We start from the raw sequence: 14,525 nt of genomic DNA, 5'->3' as shown, positions 1-14,525 counted from the left end.
GTTGACGGGCTCCGGCACGCTGCTCACCGGCTCGCGCGGGGCGGCGTTCCGACGGACGAGCTGTTGCCTCTACTACCGGATCGGGCCGGGCGCGAACCCCCCCACCCCCACAAACGCCCAGAGGCCCCCACCGGCAATCCGGCAGAGGCCTCCGTCCCCGCTTCAGCGAACTCCTCAGCGATGATCGAGCGCCGGGTTCACCGTCACCTCGACCCGCTGGAACTCCTTCAGCTCGGTGTACCCCGTGGTGGCCATCGCCCGCCGCAGCGCACCGAACAGGTTCATGGTGCCGTCGGGGGTGTGCGACGGCCCGGTCAGGATCTCCTCGGTGGTGCCGACCGTGCCGAGGTTCACCCGCTTGCCCCGCGGCAGCTCCTCGTGGACGGCCTCCATGCCCCAGTGGAAGCCCTTGCCCGGGGCGTCGGTGGCCCGGGCAAGCGCCGCACCGATCATCACCGCGTCGGCGCCGCAGGCGACCGCCTTGGGGATGTCGCCGCTGTAGCCGACGCCCCCGTCCGCGATCACGTGCACGTAGCGCCCGCCGGACTCGTCCATGTAGTCACGACGCGCCGCCGCCACGTCCGCGACCGCGGTGGCCATCGGCACCTGGATGCCCAGCACGTTGCGGGTGGTGTGGGCGGCGCCGCCGCCGAAGCCGACCAGCACACCGGCCGCGCCGGTCCGCATCAGGTGCAGCGCGGCGGTGTAGGTGGCGCAGCCGCCGACGATCACCGGAACGTCCAGCTCGTAGATGAACTGCTTGAGGTTGAGCGGCTCGGCGGCGCTGGAGACGTGCTCGGCCGAGACGGTGGTGCCGCGGATGACGAAGACGTCGACCCCGGCGTCGACGACGGCCTTGGAGAACTCGGCGGTGCGCTGCGGCGAGAGCGCGGCGGCGGTGACCACACCGGAGTCGCGGACCTCCTGGATCCGCTGCTTGATCAGCTCGGCGCGGATCGGCGCGGCGTAGATCTCCTGCAGACGGCGGGTCGCGGCGGCCTCGTCGGTGATCGCGGCGATCTCGTCGAGCAGCGGCTGCGGGTCCTCGTAGCGGGTCCACAGGCCCTCGAGGTTGAGCACGCCCAGACCGCCGAGGCGGCCGATGGCGATGGCCTGCTGCGGCGAGACCACGCTGTCCATCGGGGCGGCCAGGAACGGCAGCTCGAAGCGGTAGGCGTCGATCTGCCAGGCGATCGAGACCTCCTTCGGGTCACGCGTACGGCGGCTGGGGACGACGGCGATGTCGTCGAAGGCGTACGCCCGGCGGCCGCGCTTGCCTCGCCCGATCTCGATCTCAGTCACTTCGAGCCCTTCTGGTTTGTTGCTCCATGCCCGCCGGGTCACCCCGGCCGCCCCCAGTATCCCGTACTACCACCGGTGGCGCCCCGACGGCCCGCGCCCCGGACGCGCGGAGGGGCCCGCCGCTGCGGCGCAGCGGCGGGCCCCTCGGCCGATCGGTCCGTTCAGCGGGCCGAGTAGTTCGGCGCTTCGACGGTCATCTGGATGTCGTGCGGGTGGCTCTCTTTGAGGCCCGCCGCGGTGATCCGGACGAAGCGGCCCTTGCTCTCCATCTCGGCGATGGTGCCGGCGCCGACGTAGCCCATGGTCTGGCGCAGGCCGCCGACCAGCTGGTGCAGCACGGCCGCCAGCGGGCCGCGGTACTGCACCTGGCCCTCGATGCCCTCGGGGACGAGCTTGTCGTCCGAGGCGACCTCGGCCTGGAAGTAGCGGTCCTTGGAGTAGGAACGGCCCTGGCCGCGGGACTGCATGGCGCCCAGCGAGCCCATGCCGCGGTAGGACTTGAACTGCTTGCCGTTGATGAACAGCAGCTCGCCCGGGGACTCCTCGCAGCCGGCCAGCAGCGAGCCCAGCATCACGGTGTCGGCACCGGCGGCCAGCGCCTTGCCGATGTCGCCCGAGTACTGCAGGCCGCCGTCGCCGATGACCGGGATGCCGGCCGCCTGGCAGGCCTGGGCGGCCTCGTAGATGGCGGTGATCTGCGGGACGCCGATGCCGGCGACGACGCGGGTGGTGCAGATGGAGCCGGGGCCGACGCCGACCTTGACGCCGTCCACGCCGGCGTCGATCAGCGCCTGGGCGCCGTCCCGGGTTGCGACGTTGCCGCCGACCACGTCGACCCGGACGGCCGACTTGATCTTCTCGATCCAGGCCAGCGCGTTGTGGCTGTGGCCGTGCGAGGTGTCGACGACCAGGAAGTCCACGCCCGCCTCGACCAGGGCCTGGGCCCGGTCGAAGGCCTCGGCGCTGGCGCCGACCGCGGCGCCGACCAGCAGGCGGCCCTCGGCGTCCTTGGCCGCGTTCGGGTACTGCTCGGCCTTGACGAAGTCCTTGACGGTGATCAGGCCCTTGATCCGGCCCTCGTCGTCGACCAGCGGGAGCTTCTCGATCTTGTGGCGGCGCAGCAGCGCCATCGCGTCCTCGCCGGAGATGCCGACCTTGCCGGTGATCAGCGGCATCGGGGTCATGATCTCGCGGACCTGGCGGCTGCGGTCCGACTCGAAGGCCATGTCACGGTTGGTGACGATGCCGAGCAGCTTGCCGGCCTCGTCGGCGATCGGCACGCCGGAGATGCGGAACTTGGCGCACAGCGCGTCGGCCTCGGCCAGCGTGGTGTCCGGGCCGACCGTGATCGGGTCGGTGACCATGCCGGACTCGGAGCGCTTCACCAGGTCGACCTGGTTGGCCTGGTCCTCGACCGACAGGTTGCGGTGCAGCACGCCGACGCCGCCCTGACGGGCCATCGCGATGGCCATCCGCGCCTCGGTGACCTTGTCCATCGCCGCGGACAGCAGCGGGATGTTGACGCGGACGTTCCGGGAGACCCGGGAGGAGGTGTCGACCTGGTTCGGCAGCACCTCGGAAGCCCCGGGCAGCAGCAGGACGTCATCGAACGTGAGCCCGAGCATGGCGAACTTCTCGGGTACGCCTGCGGCGTTGTAAGACATGTGGGGAGTACCTTCCGTGGCCGGCCTAATCCGCTCGCGCCCTGAGGGAAGGGCGCGTTGATCGCTCACTCGCGCAGACCGCCGAAAGCCGGGTGGGTTGGAGGAACCTCCAAGGGAACCCCGTGCGCACCCGCAAAACTTTGGCAACCTGCCCAGGCGCCGATACCCCATGGTACTGGCACCGCGAATGTGCCCTCGTGTGCCCTTGACAACAACCCCCCACCGCGGCTCATTCCGCCCGGTCGAGCAGCTCAAGGGCTCAGGACGACTCCTCGGCGAGCGCCCGCAGCCGGCTGAGCGCCCGGTGCTGGGCCACCCGGACGGCCCCCGGCGACATCCCGAGCACCTCGCCGGTCTCCTCCGCCGACAGCCCGGCGGCCACCCGTAGCAGCACCAGTTCGCGCTGACGGGCCGGCAGGTTGGAGAGCAGTTCCTTGGCCCAGGCCGCGTCGCTGCTGAGCAGCGCCCGCTCCTCCGGGCCGAGCGCCTCGTCCGGCACCTCCGGCAGGTCGTCCTGCGGCACCACGGTCGAGCCGGGCCCGCGCATCGCGGCCCGCTGCAGATCGGCGATCTTGTGCGCGGCGATGCCGTAGACGAAGGCCTCGAACGGCCGCCCCTGGTCCTTGTACCGGGGCAGCGCGCACAGCACCGCGACGCAGACCTCCTGGGCCACGTCGTCCACGTGGTGCCGGGCCCCGCCGGGCAGCCGGACCAGCTTGGCGCGGCAGTACCGCAGCGCGAGCGGGTGGACGTAGGCGAGCAGGGCGTCGATGGCCGGGCCCTCGCCGCGCACGGCGGCCGCGACCAGTTCGCCGACCAGGGGCGAGCCGCCCGTACCGAGCACCGGCGGGCGGCCCGGAGCGGCCTCGGCGCCGGGGGCGCCGGAATCCGCGTACGACGGGTCGTGGCCCGGGTCGGAGGGCTCGGCCTCCCCCGGGTCCGCCTGGCCGGCCACACCGGCGACGTCGTCGCGCATCGGTCCATGGTGCCTGGTCGACCAGGAAAACGCGGCACCGCGTCCGGAGTTGTGCACCGGAACGTTATGCGCTGCGGCACCGTGCGGCGTGCCGCGCACCACCGGCCCCTCCTGCACCGTGCCGCCTCCCGCCCCGCCGTCCGCCGAGTGTCCTGCGGCTGCGTGGTTCGCCGCAGTGCCTGTCCGCTGGTCCCCGAGGTGCTCCACTCCTCCATGGTGCAACCTCGGGACCGTAACGTCACACGCCCGTGCGGCGCCCGCTCCGGAATTCGACGGCGGCGCGCCCGGACCGGCGCCGCCGCCGCTGGTCAGCGGACCAGGCCCCAGCGGAAACCCAGCGCCACCGCGTGCGCACGGTCGGAGGCCCCGAGCTTCTTGAACAGCCGTCGGGCGTGGGTCTTCACGGTGTCCTCGGACAGGAACAGCTCGCGCCCGATCTCGGCGTTGCTGCGTCCGTGGCTCATGCCCTCCAGCACCTGGATCTCACGCGCCGTCAGGGTCGGCGCGGCGCCCATGTCGGGGCTGCGCAGCCGGCGCGGGGCGAGCCGCCAGGTCGGGTCGGCGAGGGCCTGGGTGACGGTGGCCCGCAGCTCGGCGCGCGAGGCGTCCTTGTGCAGGTACCCGCGGGCACCGGCGGCCACCGCGAGGGCGACGCCGTCGAGGTCCTCGGCGACGGTGAGCATGATGATCCGGGCGCCCGGGTCGGCGGACAGCAGCCGCCGCACCGTCTCGACCCCGCCGAGGCCGGGCATCCGGACGTCCATCAGGACGAGATCGGAGCGGTCGGCCACCCAGCGGCGGAGGACCTCCTCCCCGTTCGTCGCGGTGGTGACCCGGTCCACACCGGGTACGGTCGCGACCGCGCGGCGAAGCGCCTCGCGGGCGAGCGGGGAATCGTCGCAAACGAGAACGGAAGTCATGACCGTCGTCCTCCGCAGCTGATCCGCGTCACGTTGAGCCTCCTGGCTGGTACGAACCTCTCCGACACGGCCGATCGGCGACGGACTTCGCACTGATCGCCCCGACTTGCCCGCGATCGTTCCCGACGTCCGGCGCCCGCTAACCGCCTCCGCACTTCCAACGACCGTCACTCGAATGAGTTACGGCCTTCAGGCCATCCCCACCACTGTACGTGGCCAACCCATTACCGATCAGCCGCAGCGCGGTGCACACGCCGCACTTTTGCGCAGCTCGCGCGCGGTCGGCGTACCACCCGCACACCGGTGCGGCGTGTCGCGCGCCCCTCGGCCACCCGATTGCCACGCCCGGGCCCAACGAAAACCCTTGCCCACTTTGCCCGTTTTTATAGCTTTCTATGGTCATTGACTGTTGTGCCGGTGTGTGGGTGACTTGTCCATGGAGTTGCCTTAAGTCATATTTCCAGGTGTCCATACCAGTGCGGGACGCCCCGCCGGGCACCGCTCGGCAGCAGCCCGCCGACACGCCCGGACGCCGCCGACCGCCTCTGAAGGGAATGAGCCATGGCAGATTTCTCCCGTCTCCCCGGTCCCAACGCGGACCTCTGGGACTGGCAGCTCTCGGCAGCCTGCCGCGGCGTGGACAGCTCGCTCTTCTTCCACCCCGAGGGCGAGCGCGGGGCGGCGCGCAGTTCGCGCGAGGCCAGCGCCAAGGAGGTGTGCATGCGCTGTCCGGTGATCGCCGAGTGCGCCGCGCACGCCCTGGCGGTCCGTGAGCCGTACGGCGTCTGGGGCGGGATGACGGAGGACGAGCGCGAGGAGATGCTGGGCCGCTCGCGGCACCGCCTGGTGGAGGTCCCGCTGGCCCCGCCGGCGATCGCGCACCGTTAGACCCGCCCTCGCGGCGCGCCGTGGAGAAACGTTTCTTCGCGGCGCTTCAGGCCGCCACTACCCCCTCCGGGGGCACAAGGGCCCCCGTCGCCGACCGTCAGCGGTCGGCCGCCGCACCCGCCAGCCGCTCCTGCATCAGCGCGACGGCCGGCACCTCGGCCAGGTCCGGCAGGGTCAGCGCCACCACCTGGCGCACCGCCGGCACCCCGGAGGCCGTCCGCACCGGTACCGTCGACACGCCGTCAGGACGCACCGACTGCAGGGCCAGCCGGGGCAGCACCGCCACCCCGAGCCCGGCCGCCACCAGGCCGACCACCGCCGGGTAGTCGTCGGTCGCGAAGTCGATCCGGGGCTCGAAGCCCGCCCCCGCGCACAGCTCCACCAGGTGCCCCCGGCACTGCGGGCAGCCGGCGATCCACTGCTCCCCCGCCAGCTCGGCCAGCCCCACCGGACCGCCCCGCCCGGCCAGCGGGTGACCTGCGGGCAGCAGGCCCACCAGCGGGTCGTCCAGCAGCGGGGTGACCACCAGGTCGGACCAGTCGGTGCCGGCCGACAGCTGCTGCGCCTCCAGGTTCGCCTCGGCCCGCGCCTCGCGCGGCGAGCCGTGCGCGGGCGCCGGCACCGAAGTCGCGCCGTCGGACTGCGGGTAGCGGAAGGCCAGCGCGATCTCGCACTCGCCGCCGCGCAGCATCGCCAGCGACTCCGGCGGTTCGGCCTCGACCAGCGACACGCGCACCCCCGGATGGCTGTCCCGCAGGCGGGCGACCGCGGGCGGCACCAGGGTGGAACTCGCGGTCGGGAAGGAGACCAGCCGCACCCGCCCGGCCCGCAGCCCGGCGATCGCGGCGACCTCCTCCTCGGCGGCGGAGAGCCCGGCCAGGATTCCGGTGGCATGCTTGAGCAGGACCCGCCCGGCCTCACTGAGCTGCATCCCGCGGCCCGAGCGGACCACCAGCGGGGTGTCCACCGACTTCTCCAGGGCCTTCATCTGCTGGCTGATGGCAGGCTGCGTACACCCCAGCTCGCGGGCGGCGGCGGAGAAGGAGCCGGTGCGGGCGACGGCACGCAGGACGCGCAGATGGCGGGCCTCGATCATGCCTTAGTTATAAGGCAATCTTTGGATTCTGCAAAATTCTACTGATAGTTGAAGCCTCAAGCGGGCTCAAGCGGCCCGCCGGCCCGCACCCGCCCCGAGCCGAAGGGGCGCGCCGGGCCCGAAGCGCCCCGGAGGCGAGCGGGCGAGTAACAACCGGAGGCCCGGCCCGACTCCCTGCGGGAGCGGACCGGGCCTCCGGTCAGGTGCTGTGGCCTCAGTGCGAGTGGCCGTGGCCGCCGTGCGAGTGGCCGGCCTCGGCCTCCTCCTCCTTCTTCTCCACCACGAGGGTCTCGGTGGTGAGCAGCAGGGAGGCGATCGAGGCGGCGTTCTCCAGGGCGGAGCGGGTGACCTTGACCGGGTCGATGACGCCGGCCTTCACCAGGTCGCCGTACTCGCCGGTGGCGGCGTTGTAGCCCTGGCCGATCTCCAGCTCGGAGACCTTGGAGGTGATGACGTAGCCCTCCAGGCCGGCGTTCTGGGCGATCCAGCGCAGCGGCTCGTGCAGCGCCTTGCGGACCACCGCGACACCGGTGGCCTCGTCGCCCGACAGGCCCAGGCCGTCGTTCAGCACCTTGGCGGCGTGGACCAGGGAGGCGCCACCGCCGGCGACGATGCCCTCCTCGACCGCGGCGCGGGTCGCCGAGATGGCGTCCTCCAGGCGGTGCTTGCGCTCCTTCAGCTCCACCTCGGTGGCGGCGCCGACCTTGATGACGCAGACGCCGCCGGCCAGCTTGGCCAGGCGCTCCTGCAGCTTCTCGCGGTCCCAGTCGGAGTCGGTCGCGGCGATCTCGCCCTTGATCTGGGCGACGCGGCCGGCCACGGCCTCGGTGTCACCGGCACCGTCGACGATGGTGGTGTCGTCCTTGGTGATGGTCACGCGGCGGGCGGTGCCCAGCACGTCCAGACCGGCCTGGTCGAGCTTGAGGCCGACCTCCTCGGAGATGACCGTGCCGCCGGTCAGGACGGCCAGGTCGCCGAGGATCGCCTTGCGGCGGTCGCCGAAGCCCGGGGCCTTGACGGCGACGGCGTTGAAGGTGCCGCGGATCTTGTTCACGACCAGGGTCGACAGCGCCTCGCCGTCGACGTCCTCGGCGATGATCAGCAGCGGCTTGGAGGCACCGCTCTGCAGGATCTTCTCCAGCAGCGGCAGCAGCTCCTGGATGGAGGAGATCTTGCCCTGGTTGATCAGGATGTACGGGTCCTCGAGGACCGCCTCCTGGCGCTCCGCGTCGGTGACGAAGTACGGCGACAGGTAGCCCTTGTCGAACTGCATGCCCTCGGTGAAGTCCAGCTCCACGCCGAAGGTGTTCGACTCCTCGACGGTGATGACACCGTCCTTGCCGACCTTGTCGATCGCCTCGGCGATCAGCTCGCCGACCTGGGTGTCCTGCGCGGAGAGGGACGCGACGGCGGCGACGTCGTCCTTGCCCTCGATCTCGCGGGCGACGGACAGCAGGTGCTCGGAGACGGCGGCGACGGCCTTGTCGATGCCCTTCTTCAGGGCGGCGGGACCGGCGCCGGCGGCGACGTTGCGCAGACCCTCGTTGACCAGGGCCTGGGCCAGCACGGTGGCGGTGGTGGTGCCGTCACCCGCGACGTCGTTGGTCTTGGTGGCGACCTCCTTGACGAGCTGCGCGCCAAGGTTCTCGTACGGGTCGTCCAGCTCGACCTCACGGGCGATGGTGACGCCGTCGTTGGTGATGGTCGGGGCGCCGAACTTCTTGTCGATGACGACGTTGCGGCCCTTGGGGCCGATGGTCACCTTGACGGTGTCGGCCAGCTTGTTGACACCGCGCTCCAGCGAGCGGCGGGCGTCCTCGTCGAACTGCAGGATCTTCGCCATGTTCCCTATTCCCTCGGGGCTGCGGCCGGACCACCGGCCGCCGAACTACGTGAACCAACAACCACGCCCCGGGCCCCTGTCACTTGGGACACGGATCCGGGGCGGGTCGGAACGACTGACTTCTCGATGCCGCGTTACTTCTCGATGATGGCGAGAACGTCGCGGGCCGAGAGGACGAGGTACTCCTCGCCCTGGTACTTCACCTCGGTGCCGCCGTACTTCGAGTACAGGACGATGTCACCCACGGCGACGTCGAGCGGCAGACGCTGGCCGTCCTCGAAGCGGCCCGGGCCGACGGCCAGGACGACGCCCTCCTGGGGCTTCTCCTTGGCGGTGTCCGGGATAACCAGGCCGGAGGCCGTGGTGGTCTCGGCGTCGAGCGGCTGGACCACGATGCGGTCCTCGAGCGGCTTGATGGCAACCTTGCTGCTGGTGGTCACGTCCGAGCTCCCCTTCGGAGATTACGGGGTTTTCTAACGGGTAGGGGCGAACCTGCGGGCCTGCCGTCGCGGGGGTCAGACACACGTCTTCGCGTTAGCACTCCCCCAGTGGGGAGTGCCAAGGACGACCATAGGCCGCGGTTAGCACTCAGTCAACCAGAGTGCCAACGGCGCGCCCGGCGGACTCGGGTCGGGGATGAGTAGCCGTACTCATGTGCGACTCGGCGGCCCGGGGCAAGACTCCTGACATGACATCGATTCCGATGCGCGTCGGCCCGTCCCGGCTCAAGGACGCGTCCCTCGCCCTGCTGGCGCTGCCCCTGCTCGGCGTCGTGCTGCCGTTCGCCGTCTTCTACTTCACCCTCTGCCTCGGCAGCGGTCCCGGCGCCGGGGACGACGGGGACGGGCGCATCTGGGCCTTCCTGGGCATCGGGATGATCGCCGGCCCGGTGGCCGCCCTCGTGGCGAGCATCGTCGTGGTCGTGCGCAGCTGGCGGTCCGGCTACCGGTTCCTGACGGTCGCCGCCGCGATCTCGCCGTTCGGGCCCGCGGTCCTCGCCTCGGGTGTCCTGTGGCGGTGAACCGGCCGCCGGGGTTCCGGTCGGCCGGCCGCCGCCACATCCGCTGAGCGGTCAGAATGACCTCGTGGACACCGAGAACCTCCAGCCCCTGCTGACCCCCGAGGGTCAGGCCCTGCTCACCGAGCTGCGCGAGTTCGCCCCCGAGGAGGAGCTGGCGCTGGCCACCCGGCTGCGGCGGGAGCACCCGGCGGAGCTGGTGTCGGCGGCGTTCGGGCAGGCGCGGCTGCGGCAGCGGGCGCGGGCGAAGTTCGGGGCGGACGCCGACCTGATGTACTTCACGCCCAACGGCGTCGAGCAGTCCACCCGGCGCAGCGTGGCCGAGTGGCGGGCGCGCCGCTTCGCCGAGTTGGGCGTACGGCGGCTGGCGGACCTGTGCTGCGGCATCGGCGGGGACGTGCTGGCGCTGGCCCGGGCCGGGATCCAGGTGCTGGCCGTCGACAAGGACCCGGCGGCCTGCGCCGCCACCGCGGCGAACGCCGCCGCGCTGGGCCTGGCCGAGCTGGTCGAGGTGGTCTGCGCGGACGTCGCCGAGGTGGACGTGACCGGCTACGACGCGGTGTTCACCGACCCGGCCCGGCGCACCTCGCGCGGCCGGGTGTTCGATCCGGAGGCGTACGCGCCGCCGCTCTCCTGGGCGATCGAGGCCGGGCGGCGGACCCCGATCGGCGCCCTGAAGGTCGCCCCGGGCATCCCGCACGAGGCCGTCCCGGCGGACGCCGAGGCCGAGTGGGTCTCCGACCACAGGGACGTCAAGGAGGCGGTGCTCTGGTTCGGCACCGGGGCCGCCCGCCCGCACCGCGCCACCCTGCTGCCGCAGGCCGCCAGCCTGACCGGCGGCGACCTGCCCGACCCGCCGGCCGGCCCGGTCGGGCGGTACCTGTACGAGCCGGACGGCGCGGTGATCCGGGCGCACCTGGTGGCCGAGGTGGCCGAGCAGGTCGGCGGCCGGCTGATCGACCCGAAGATCGCCTACCTGACCTCGGACCGGCTGGTGGCCACCCCGTACGCGCACGCCTTTGAGCTCACCGACGTGCTGCCCTTCCACATCAAGAAGCTGAAGGCGCTGCTGCGCGAGCGCGGGGTCGGCACGGTGGTGATCAAGAAGCGCGGGATGGCGATCACCCCGGAGGAGCTGCGCCGTCAGCTCAAGCCCTCCGGGCCGAACACCGTCACGGTGATCCTCAGCCGCACCGACCACGGGCCGCTGATGATGCTGGGCCGACCCGTCCAGGCCGTCTAGGAAGCCGGCGGCTGGATGTAGTCGTCCAGCCGGGCCACCGCGAAGCCCTGCTCCTGGATCCGGGCCAGCAGGTCCCCGAACATCTGGGTCATCGTGGCGCCCTTGAGCTCCTTGGGGCCGCGGAAGTGCGCCAGGATGATGTCGCCGGGCTTCAGCTTCTTGTCCCCGGTCTGGTACTGCATGTCGTGGATCTGCATCGACTCGCGCCAGAGCACGATCGCGCGCGGGCCGCACTGCTGCACCGAGTTGTTGAGCGTCGGGGTGTTGGCGCCGTCGCCGAACGGCGGGCGGAACAGCAGCGGGGCGGTGCCGTACTGCTGGGTGAGCGCGGCCTGGTCGTCGCAGATCTCGGACTTCTGCTTGTCCGGCGGGAGCTTGCTCATCACCGGGTGGGTGACGGTGTGGTTCTGGATGTGGTTGCCGAGCGCCTGGAGCGGCTTGAAGTAGCCGTAGTCGTTCTTGACGATGTCCTTGGTCAGGAACATCGTGATCGGCACCTTGAGGTCGGTCAGCATCTCGACGAACTTCGGGTCCTTCTCGGCGCCGTCGTCGATGGTGATGAAGACGACCTTGTCGGTGGTCTTCACGTCGCTGAACACCGGTACGGTGCCGGTGCGTTCGAGCTTGATGGGCTTGTCGGCGGGCGGCGCGGGGGCCGGGGCCAGCGGCTTGAGGTTCCACTTCGCCCAGGCCGCGGCGTCGCCCTCGGCCGGGGCCGCATCGGGCGTGGTGGCCGCGGCGGTCGGCGCGCCGCCGACGGCGGCGGGCCGGGGCTCCGCCGCCGCGGTCGTGGTCGCGGCCGGTGCGGCACCGCCGCCGTCGCCGCACGCGGTGGCGAAGGCCAGCAGGGCCAGCGCCCCCGCCGTGTACGTCCTGGTCCTGTTCCGCCCGTCCCTGTTCACCGCACCGCGCTCCCGGTCCCGTCCAGCTTTCTCTCAGCTATGCACGGTAGCGGTCGCGGCGGCGGTTCCCGACCACCGTCTACTCGACGTGTTCGCTGGTGAAGGACCAGCGGTGCACCGGGCGGCCGAGCAGCTCGGCCGGCGGGTCGGCGATCACTGCGAACATTTCGGATCGGGGGGGCTCGCCGCTCCACCAGGTGATCAGCAGCACCCGCTCACCGGGCGCGGAGAACAGCTCGGTCCGCACCAGCCCGGCCGCGCCGCGCACCGCGGGCAGCGCGAACTCCCGTATCCAGGCGGCGAGTTCGGCCCCGCGGCCGTCCGCCGCCCGGGCCTCCCACATCGCGGCGACGGTCACGCGGCGCCACCGCCGAGGGCGTGGTAGGCCTGGCCGTGGACGTCGCCGTGTTCGATCACCGCGGCCGGCACGTGGACGTCGGTGACGGGCAGCGAGGAGTCCGCCGACAGGTCGAAGGCGGAGGGGGCGCGGTCGCGCCACACCATCTCGGAGCCCAGCGCCGCCACCATCGCGCCGTTGTCGGTGCACAGGCCCGGCCGGGGCACCCGCAGCCGGATGCCGGCCCGGTCGCAGCGCTGCTGGGCCATCTCGCGCAGCCGGGAGTTGGCCGCGACGCCGCCGCCGATCATCAGGTGGTCGACGCCGTTGTCCTTGCACGCCTTGACGGCCTTGCGGGTGAGCACGTCGGTGACCGCCTCCTGGAAGGAGGCCGCGACGTCGGCGATCGGCACCTCCTCGCCGGCCCGGCGCTTGGCCTCCACCCAGCGGGCGACGGCGGTCTTCAGACCGGAGAAGGAGAAGTCGTACTCGGGGTCGTTCCTCCCGCTCAGGCCGCGCGGGAACTGGATCGCCTTGGGGTCGCCCTCGCGGGCCGTCCGGTCGACGATCGGGCCGCCCGGGAAGCCCAGGCCGAGCACCCGGGCGACCTTGTCGAAGGCCTCGCCGGCCGCGTCGTCGATGGTCGCGCCGAGCGGGCGGACGTCCGTGGTGATGTCCTCGCTGAGCAGCAGCGAGGAGTGCCCGCCGGAGACCAGCAGGGCCATCGTCGGCGAGGGCAGTCGGCCGTGCTCCAGCTGGTCGACGCAGATGTGCGAGGCGAGGTGGTTGACCCCGTACAGCGGCTTGTCCAGCGCCCAGGCGTACGCCTTCGCCGCGCTGACGCCGACCAGCAGCGCGCCAGCCAGGCCGGGGCCGGCGGTGACGGCGATGCCGTCCAGGTCGCTGGCCTTGATCCCGGCGGTGTCCAGGGCGCGTTGGATGGTCGGGACCATCGCCTCCAGGTGGGCGCGGCTGGCGATCTCCGGGACGACGCCGCCGAAGCGGGCGTGGTCGTTGACGCTGGAGGCGACCGCGTCGGCCAGCAGCGTGGTGCCGCGCACGATGCCGACGCCGGTCTCGTCGCAGGAGGTCTCGATGCCGAGGACGAGCGGTTCGTCAGCCATGGCGGGTGTCCTCAATGTCCTTCGGGTCGGTGCTGTCGGTGCTGGGGTGGTCGAGGCGCATCACCAGCGCGTCGATGTTGGCGGGCTGGTAGTAGCCGCGCCGGATGCCCACCGGTTCGAAGCCGTGGCGCTCGTACAGCCGCTGGGCGCGCTGGTTGTCCACCCGCACCTCCAGCAGCAGGTCGGCGCAGCCGCGCCGGGCGGCCTCGTGGATCAGGTCGGTGAGCAGCGCCGTGCCGAGGCCGGCGCCCTGGTGGCGCTCGTCGACGGCGATGGTCTGGACGTCGCCCTCGCCGGCGACGGCCATCAGACCCGCGTAGCCGACGATCGTGCCGTCCGCGGCGGTGGCGACCGAGTAGTGGCGGGTGCCGCCGGGGTGGGCCTCGGCGAGCTCGGACCAGAACATCCCGCGGGACCAGGCGTCCTCGGGGAACAGCCTGAGCTCCAGGTCCATCACCGGCTCGATGTCCCACCAGCGCATCGGGCGCAGGGCGGTGCCGTGGTTCACGCCGGGAGCACCGCCTTGCCCCCCAGAACGGTCTTGTAGGCAGCCGGGACCTGGGCGTCCGGGCGGCGCAGGTACAGCGGCACGTTCGGCAGCAGCTCCCGCCCGGCGGCCAGCTCGGTGGCGGCGAAGCCGGCCAGGGCGCCGGCCGAGACGTGCTCGGGGCCGTGGGCGCCCGGGAAGGCGTCGGGGTAGAGCACCGCGCCGGCGCCGACCGAGCGGGCCGCGGGCGTCAGCTCGGCCGGGCGGTCCACGCAGGGGCCCTCGGTGCGGCTGCCGTCGGCGTCGTACGAGGCCCAGTAGACCTCCTTGCGGCGCGCGTCGGTGGCGACGGTGAACGGCTGCCCGGCCAGGCCCTCGGCGCGGGCCTGGAAGGCGATCGCGTCCAGGGTGCAGACACCGTGCACGGGCAGCCCGAGCGCGTGGCCGAGCGCGGCGGCCGTCACCAGACCGACCCGCAGGCCGGTGTACGGGCCCGGGCCGACGCCGACCGCGATGCCGGTGAGCTGGTGCTTGTCCACCCCGGCGGCCCGCAGGACCCGGTCGATCGCGGGCAGCAGCAGTTCGCCGTGGCGCCTGGCGTCGACCTGGTGGGTCTCGGCGAGGACGGCCGTGCCGTCGTGGACGGCGGCGGTGACGGCGGGGGTAGCGGTGTCGAACGCGAGCAGCAGCACGGGGTCAAGGTTAGACCGACGTTGGGCCGACCG

General features: G+C 72.4%; 16 protein-coding genes. 4 read left to right on the top strand and 12 right to left on the bottom strand.

Features of this window, described 5'->3' with window-relative positions:
* The first annotated feature begins 1 nt into the window (after nucleotide 1).
* Nucleotides 2-184, top strand: coding sequence for a (2Fe-2S)-binding protein (locus ACWCYO_RS17210; protein WP_449784643.1), 183 nt, complete (start codon nucleotides 2-4; stop codon nucleotides 182-184).
* On the opposite strand, the gene ACWCYO_RS17205 is transcribed toward ACWCYO_RS17210, so the two are convergent.
* From ACWCYO_RS17205 to ACWCYO_RS17190, 4 genes are all read right to left on the bottom strand, one after another.
* Nucleotides 175-1,302 (bottom strand): GuaB3 family IMP dehydrogenase-related protein, encoded by a 1,128-nt coding sequence (locus tag ACWCYO_RS17205; RefSeq protein ID WP_270146502.1) that lies wholly within the window; start codon nucleotides 1,300-1,302, stop codon nucleotides 175-177. The two genes, ACWCYO_RS17210 and ACWCYO_RS17205, sit on opposite strands and share 10 nt — an antisense overlap.
* Before the next feature lie 161 nt (nucleotides 1,303-1,463).
* On the bottom strand, nucleotides 1,464-2,966 hold the full coding sequence (gene guaB, locus ACWCYO_RS17200) for an IMP dehydrogenase (protein ID WP_270146501.1): 1,503 nt from the start codon (nucleotides 2,964-2,966) through the stop codon (nucleotides 1,464-1,466).
* Between the two features lie 259 nt (nucleotides 2,967-3,225).
* Nucleotides 3,226-3,942, bottom strand: a complete 717-nt coding sequence (gene shbA, locus ACWCYO_RS17195; protein WP_333493490.1) for an RNA polymerase sigma factor ShbA — start codon at nucleotides 3,940-3,942, stop codon at nucleotides 3,226-3,228.
* 308 nt (nucleotides 3,943-4,250) lie between these two features.
* Nucleotides 4,251-4,862 carry a response regulator transcription factor gene (locus ACWCYO_RS17190; protein WP_014136228.1) on the bottom strand — a complete coding sequence of 204 codons (612 nt, stop codon included), beginning with the start codon at nucleotides 4,860-4,862 and terminating at the stop codon, nucleotides 4,251-4,253.
* Between the two features lie 561 nt (nucleotides 4,863-5,423).
* Between ACWCYO_RS17190 and ACWCYO_RS17185 the strand changes: the two genes are divergently transcribed.
* Nucleotides 5,424-5,750, top strand: a complete 327-nt coding sequence (locus tag ACWCYO_RS17185) for a WhiB family transcriptional regulator (protein ID WP_270146499.1) — start codon at nucleotides 5,424-5,426, stop codon at nucleotides 5,748-5,750.
* 97 nt (nucleotides 5,751-5,847) lie between these two features.
* On the opposite strand, the gene ACWCYO_RS17180 is transcribed toward ACWCYO_RS17185, so the two are convergent.
* From ACWCYO_RS17180 to groES, 3 genes are all read right to left on the bottom strand, one after another.
* Entirely contained in the window at nucleotides 5,848-6,846 is a 999-nt protein-coding gene (locus ACWCYO_RS17180) for a LysR family transcriptional regulator (RefSeq protein WP_270146498.1), read from the bottom strand.
* A gap of 214 nt (nucleotides 6,847-7,060) precedes the next feature.
* Nucleotides 7,061-8,689 carry a chaperonin GroEL gene (groL, locus tag ACWCYO_RS17175; protein ID WP_270146497.1) on the bottom strand — a complete coding sequence of 543 codons (1,629 nt, stop codon included), beginning with the start codon at nucleotides 8,687-8,689 and terminating at the stop codon, nucleotides 7,061-7,063.
* Nucleotides 8,690-8,823: 134 nt separating this feature from the next.
* Nucleotides 8,824-9,129, bottom strand: coding sequence for a co-chaperone GroES (gene groES, locus ACWCYO_RS17170; RefSeq protein WP_014136232.1), 306 nt, complete (start codon nucleotides 9,127-9,129; stop codon nucleotides 8,824-8,826).
* Between the two features lie 248 nt (nucleotides 9,130-9,377).
* On the opposite strand from groES, the gene ACWCYO_RS17165 reads away from it, so the two are divergent.
* Nucleotides 9,378-9,710 (top strand): hypothetical protein, encoded by a 333-nt coding sequence (locus ACWCYO_RS17165; protein WP_270146496.1) that lies wholly within the window; start codon nucleotides 9,378-9,380, stop codon nucleotides 9,708-9,710.
* A 64-nt stretch (nucleotides 9,711-9,774) separates the two neighbouring features.
* Nucleotides 9,775-10,950 (top strand): THUMP-like domain-containing protein, encoded by a 1,176-nt coding sequence (locus ACWCYO_RS17160; protein WP_449784642.1) that lies wholly within the window; start codon nucleotides 9,775-9,777, stop codon nucleotides 10,948-10,950.
* Here the strand turns inward: ACWCYO_RS17160 and ACWCYO_RS17155 are convergent.
* From ACWCYO_RS17155 to tsaB, 5 genes are all read right to left on the bottom strand, one after another.
* Nucleotides 10,947-11,852 (bottom strand): polysaccharide deacetylase family protein, encoded by a 906-nt coding sequence (locus ACWCYO_RS17155; RefSeq protein WP_270146494.1) that lies wholly within the window; start codon nucleotides 11,850-11,852, stop codon nucleotides 10,947-10,949. The two genes, ACWCYO_RS17160 and ACWCYO_RS17155, sit on opposite strands and share 4 nt — an antisense overlap.
* 79 nt (nucleotides 11,853-11,931) lie before the next feature.
* Entirely contained in the window at nucleotides 11,932-12,210 is a 279-nt protein-coding gene (locus ACWCYO_RS17150) for a hypothetical protein (protein WP_270146493.1), read from the bottom strand.
* Nucleotides 12,207-13,313 carry a tRNA (adenosine(37)-N6)-threonylcarbamoyltransferase complex transferase subunit TsaD gene (gene tsaD / locus ACWCYO_RS17145; RefSeq protein ID WP_270146492.1) on the bottom strand — a complete coding sequence of 369 codons (1,107 nt, stop codon included), beginning with the start codon at nucleotides 13,311-13,313 and terminating at the stop codon, nucleotides 12,207-12,209. The genes ACWCYO_RS17150 and tsaD overlap by 4 nt, the downstream gene beginning before the upstream one ends.
* Nucleotides 13,306-13,794 carry a ribosomal protein S18-alanine N-acetyltransferase gene (gene rimI, locus ACWCYO_RS17140; protein ID WP_270151192.1) on the bottom strand — a complete coding sequence of 163 codons (489 nt, stop codon included), beginning with the start codon at nucleotides 13,792-13,794 and terminating at the stop codon, nucleotides 13,306-13,308. Before rimI ends, tsaD begins: the two co-directional genes overlap by 8 nt.
* A 23-nt stretch (nucleotides 13,795-13,817) precedes the next feature.
* Nucleotides 13,818-14,492 (bottom strand): tRNA (adenosine(37)-N6)-threonylcarbamoyltransferase complex dimerization subunit type 1 TsaB, encoded by a 675-nt coding sequence (tsaB, locus tag ACWCYO_RS17135; protein ID WP_449784641.1) that lies wholly within the window; start codon nucleotides 14,490-14,492, stop codon nucleotides 13,818-13,820.
* Nucleotides 14,493-14,525 lie beyond the last annotated feature (33 nt).

It is taken from the genome of Kitasatospora sp. NPDC001683, from assembly GCF_053596495.1.
The sequence above is the reverse complement of the archived record's forward strand: the minus strand, read 5'-3'. Positions and strand labels throughout refer to the sequence as shown.

Excerpts from the sequence above, each read along its gene's own strand:
- guaB (WP_270146501.1), bottom strand. The coding sequence starts at position 2,966 with ATGTCTTACAACGCCGCAGGCGTACCCGAGAAGTTCGCCATGCTCGGG.
- shbA (WP_333493490.1), bottom strand. The coding sequence starts at position 3,942 with ATGCGCGACGACGTCGCCGGTGTGGCCGGCCAGGCGGACCCGGGGGAG.
- ACWCYO_RS17190 (WP_014136228.1), bottom strand. The coding sequence starts at position 4,862 with ATGACTTCCGTTCTCGTTTGCGACGATTCCCCGCTCGCCCGCGAGGCG.
- ACWCYO_RS17185 (WP_270146499.1), top strand. The coding sequence starts at position 5,424 with ATGGCAGATTTCTCCCGTCTCCCCGGTCCCAACGCGGACCTCTGGGAC.
- ACWCYO_RS17180 (WP_270146498.1), bottom strand. The coding sequence starts at position 6,846 with ATGATCGAGGCCCGCCATCTGCGCGTCCTGCGTGCCGTCGCCCGCACC.
- groL (WP_270146497.1), bottom strand. The coding sequence starts at position 8,689 with ATGGCGAAGATCCTGCAGTTCGACGAGGACGCCCGCCGCTCGCTGGAG.
- ACWCYO_RS17165 (WP_270146496.1), top strand. The coding sequence starts at position 9,378 with ATGACATCGATTCCGATGCGCGTCGGCCCGTCCCGGCTCAAGGACGCG.
- tsaD (WP_270146492.1), bottom strand. The coding sequence starts at position 13,313 with ATGGCTGACGAACCGCTCGTCCTCGGCATCGAGACCTCCTGCGACGAG.
- rimI (WP_270151192.1), bottom strand. The coding sequence starts at position 13,794 with ATGCGCTGGTGGGACATCGAGCCGGTGATGGACCTGGAGCTCAGGCTG.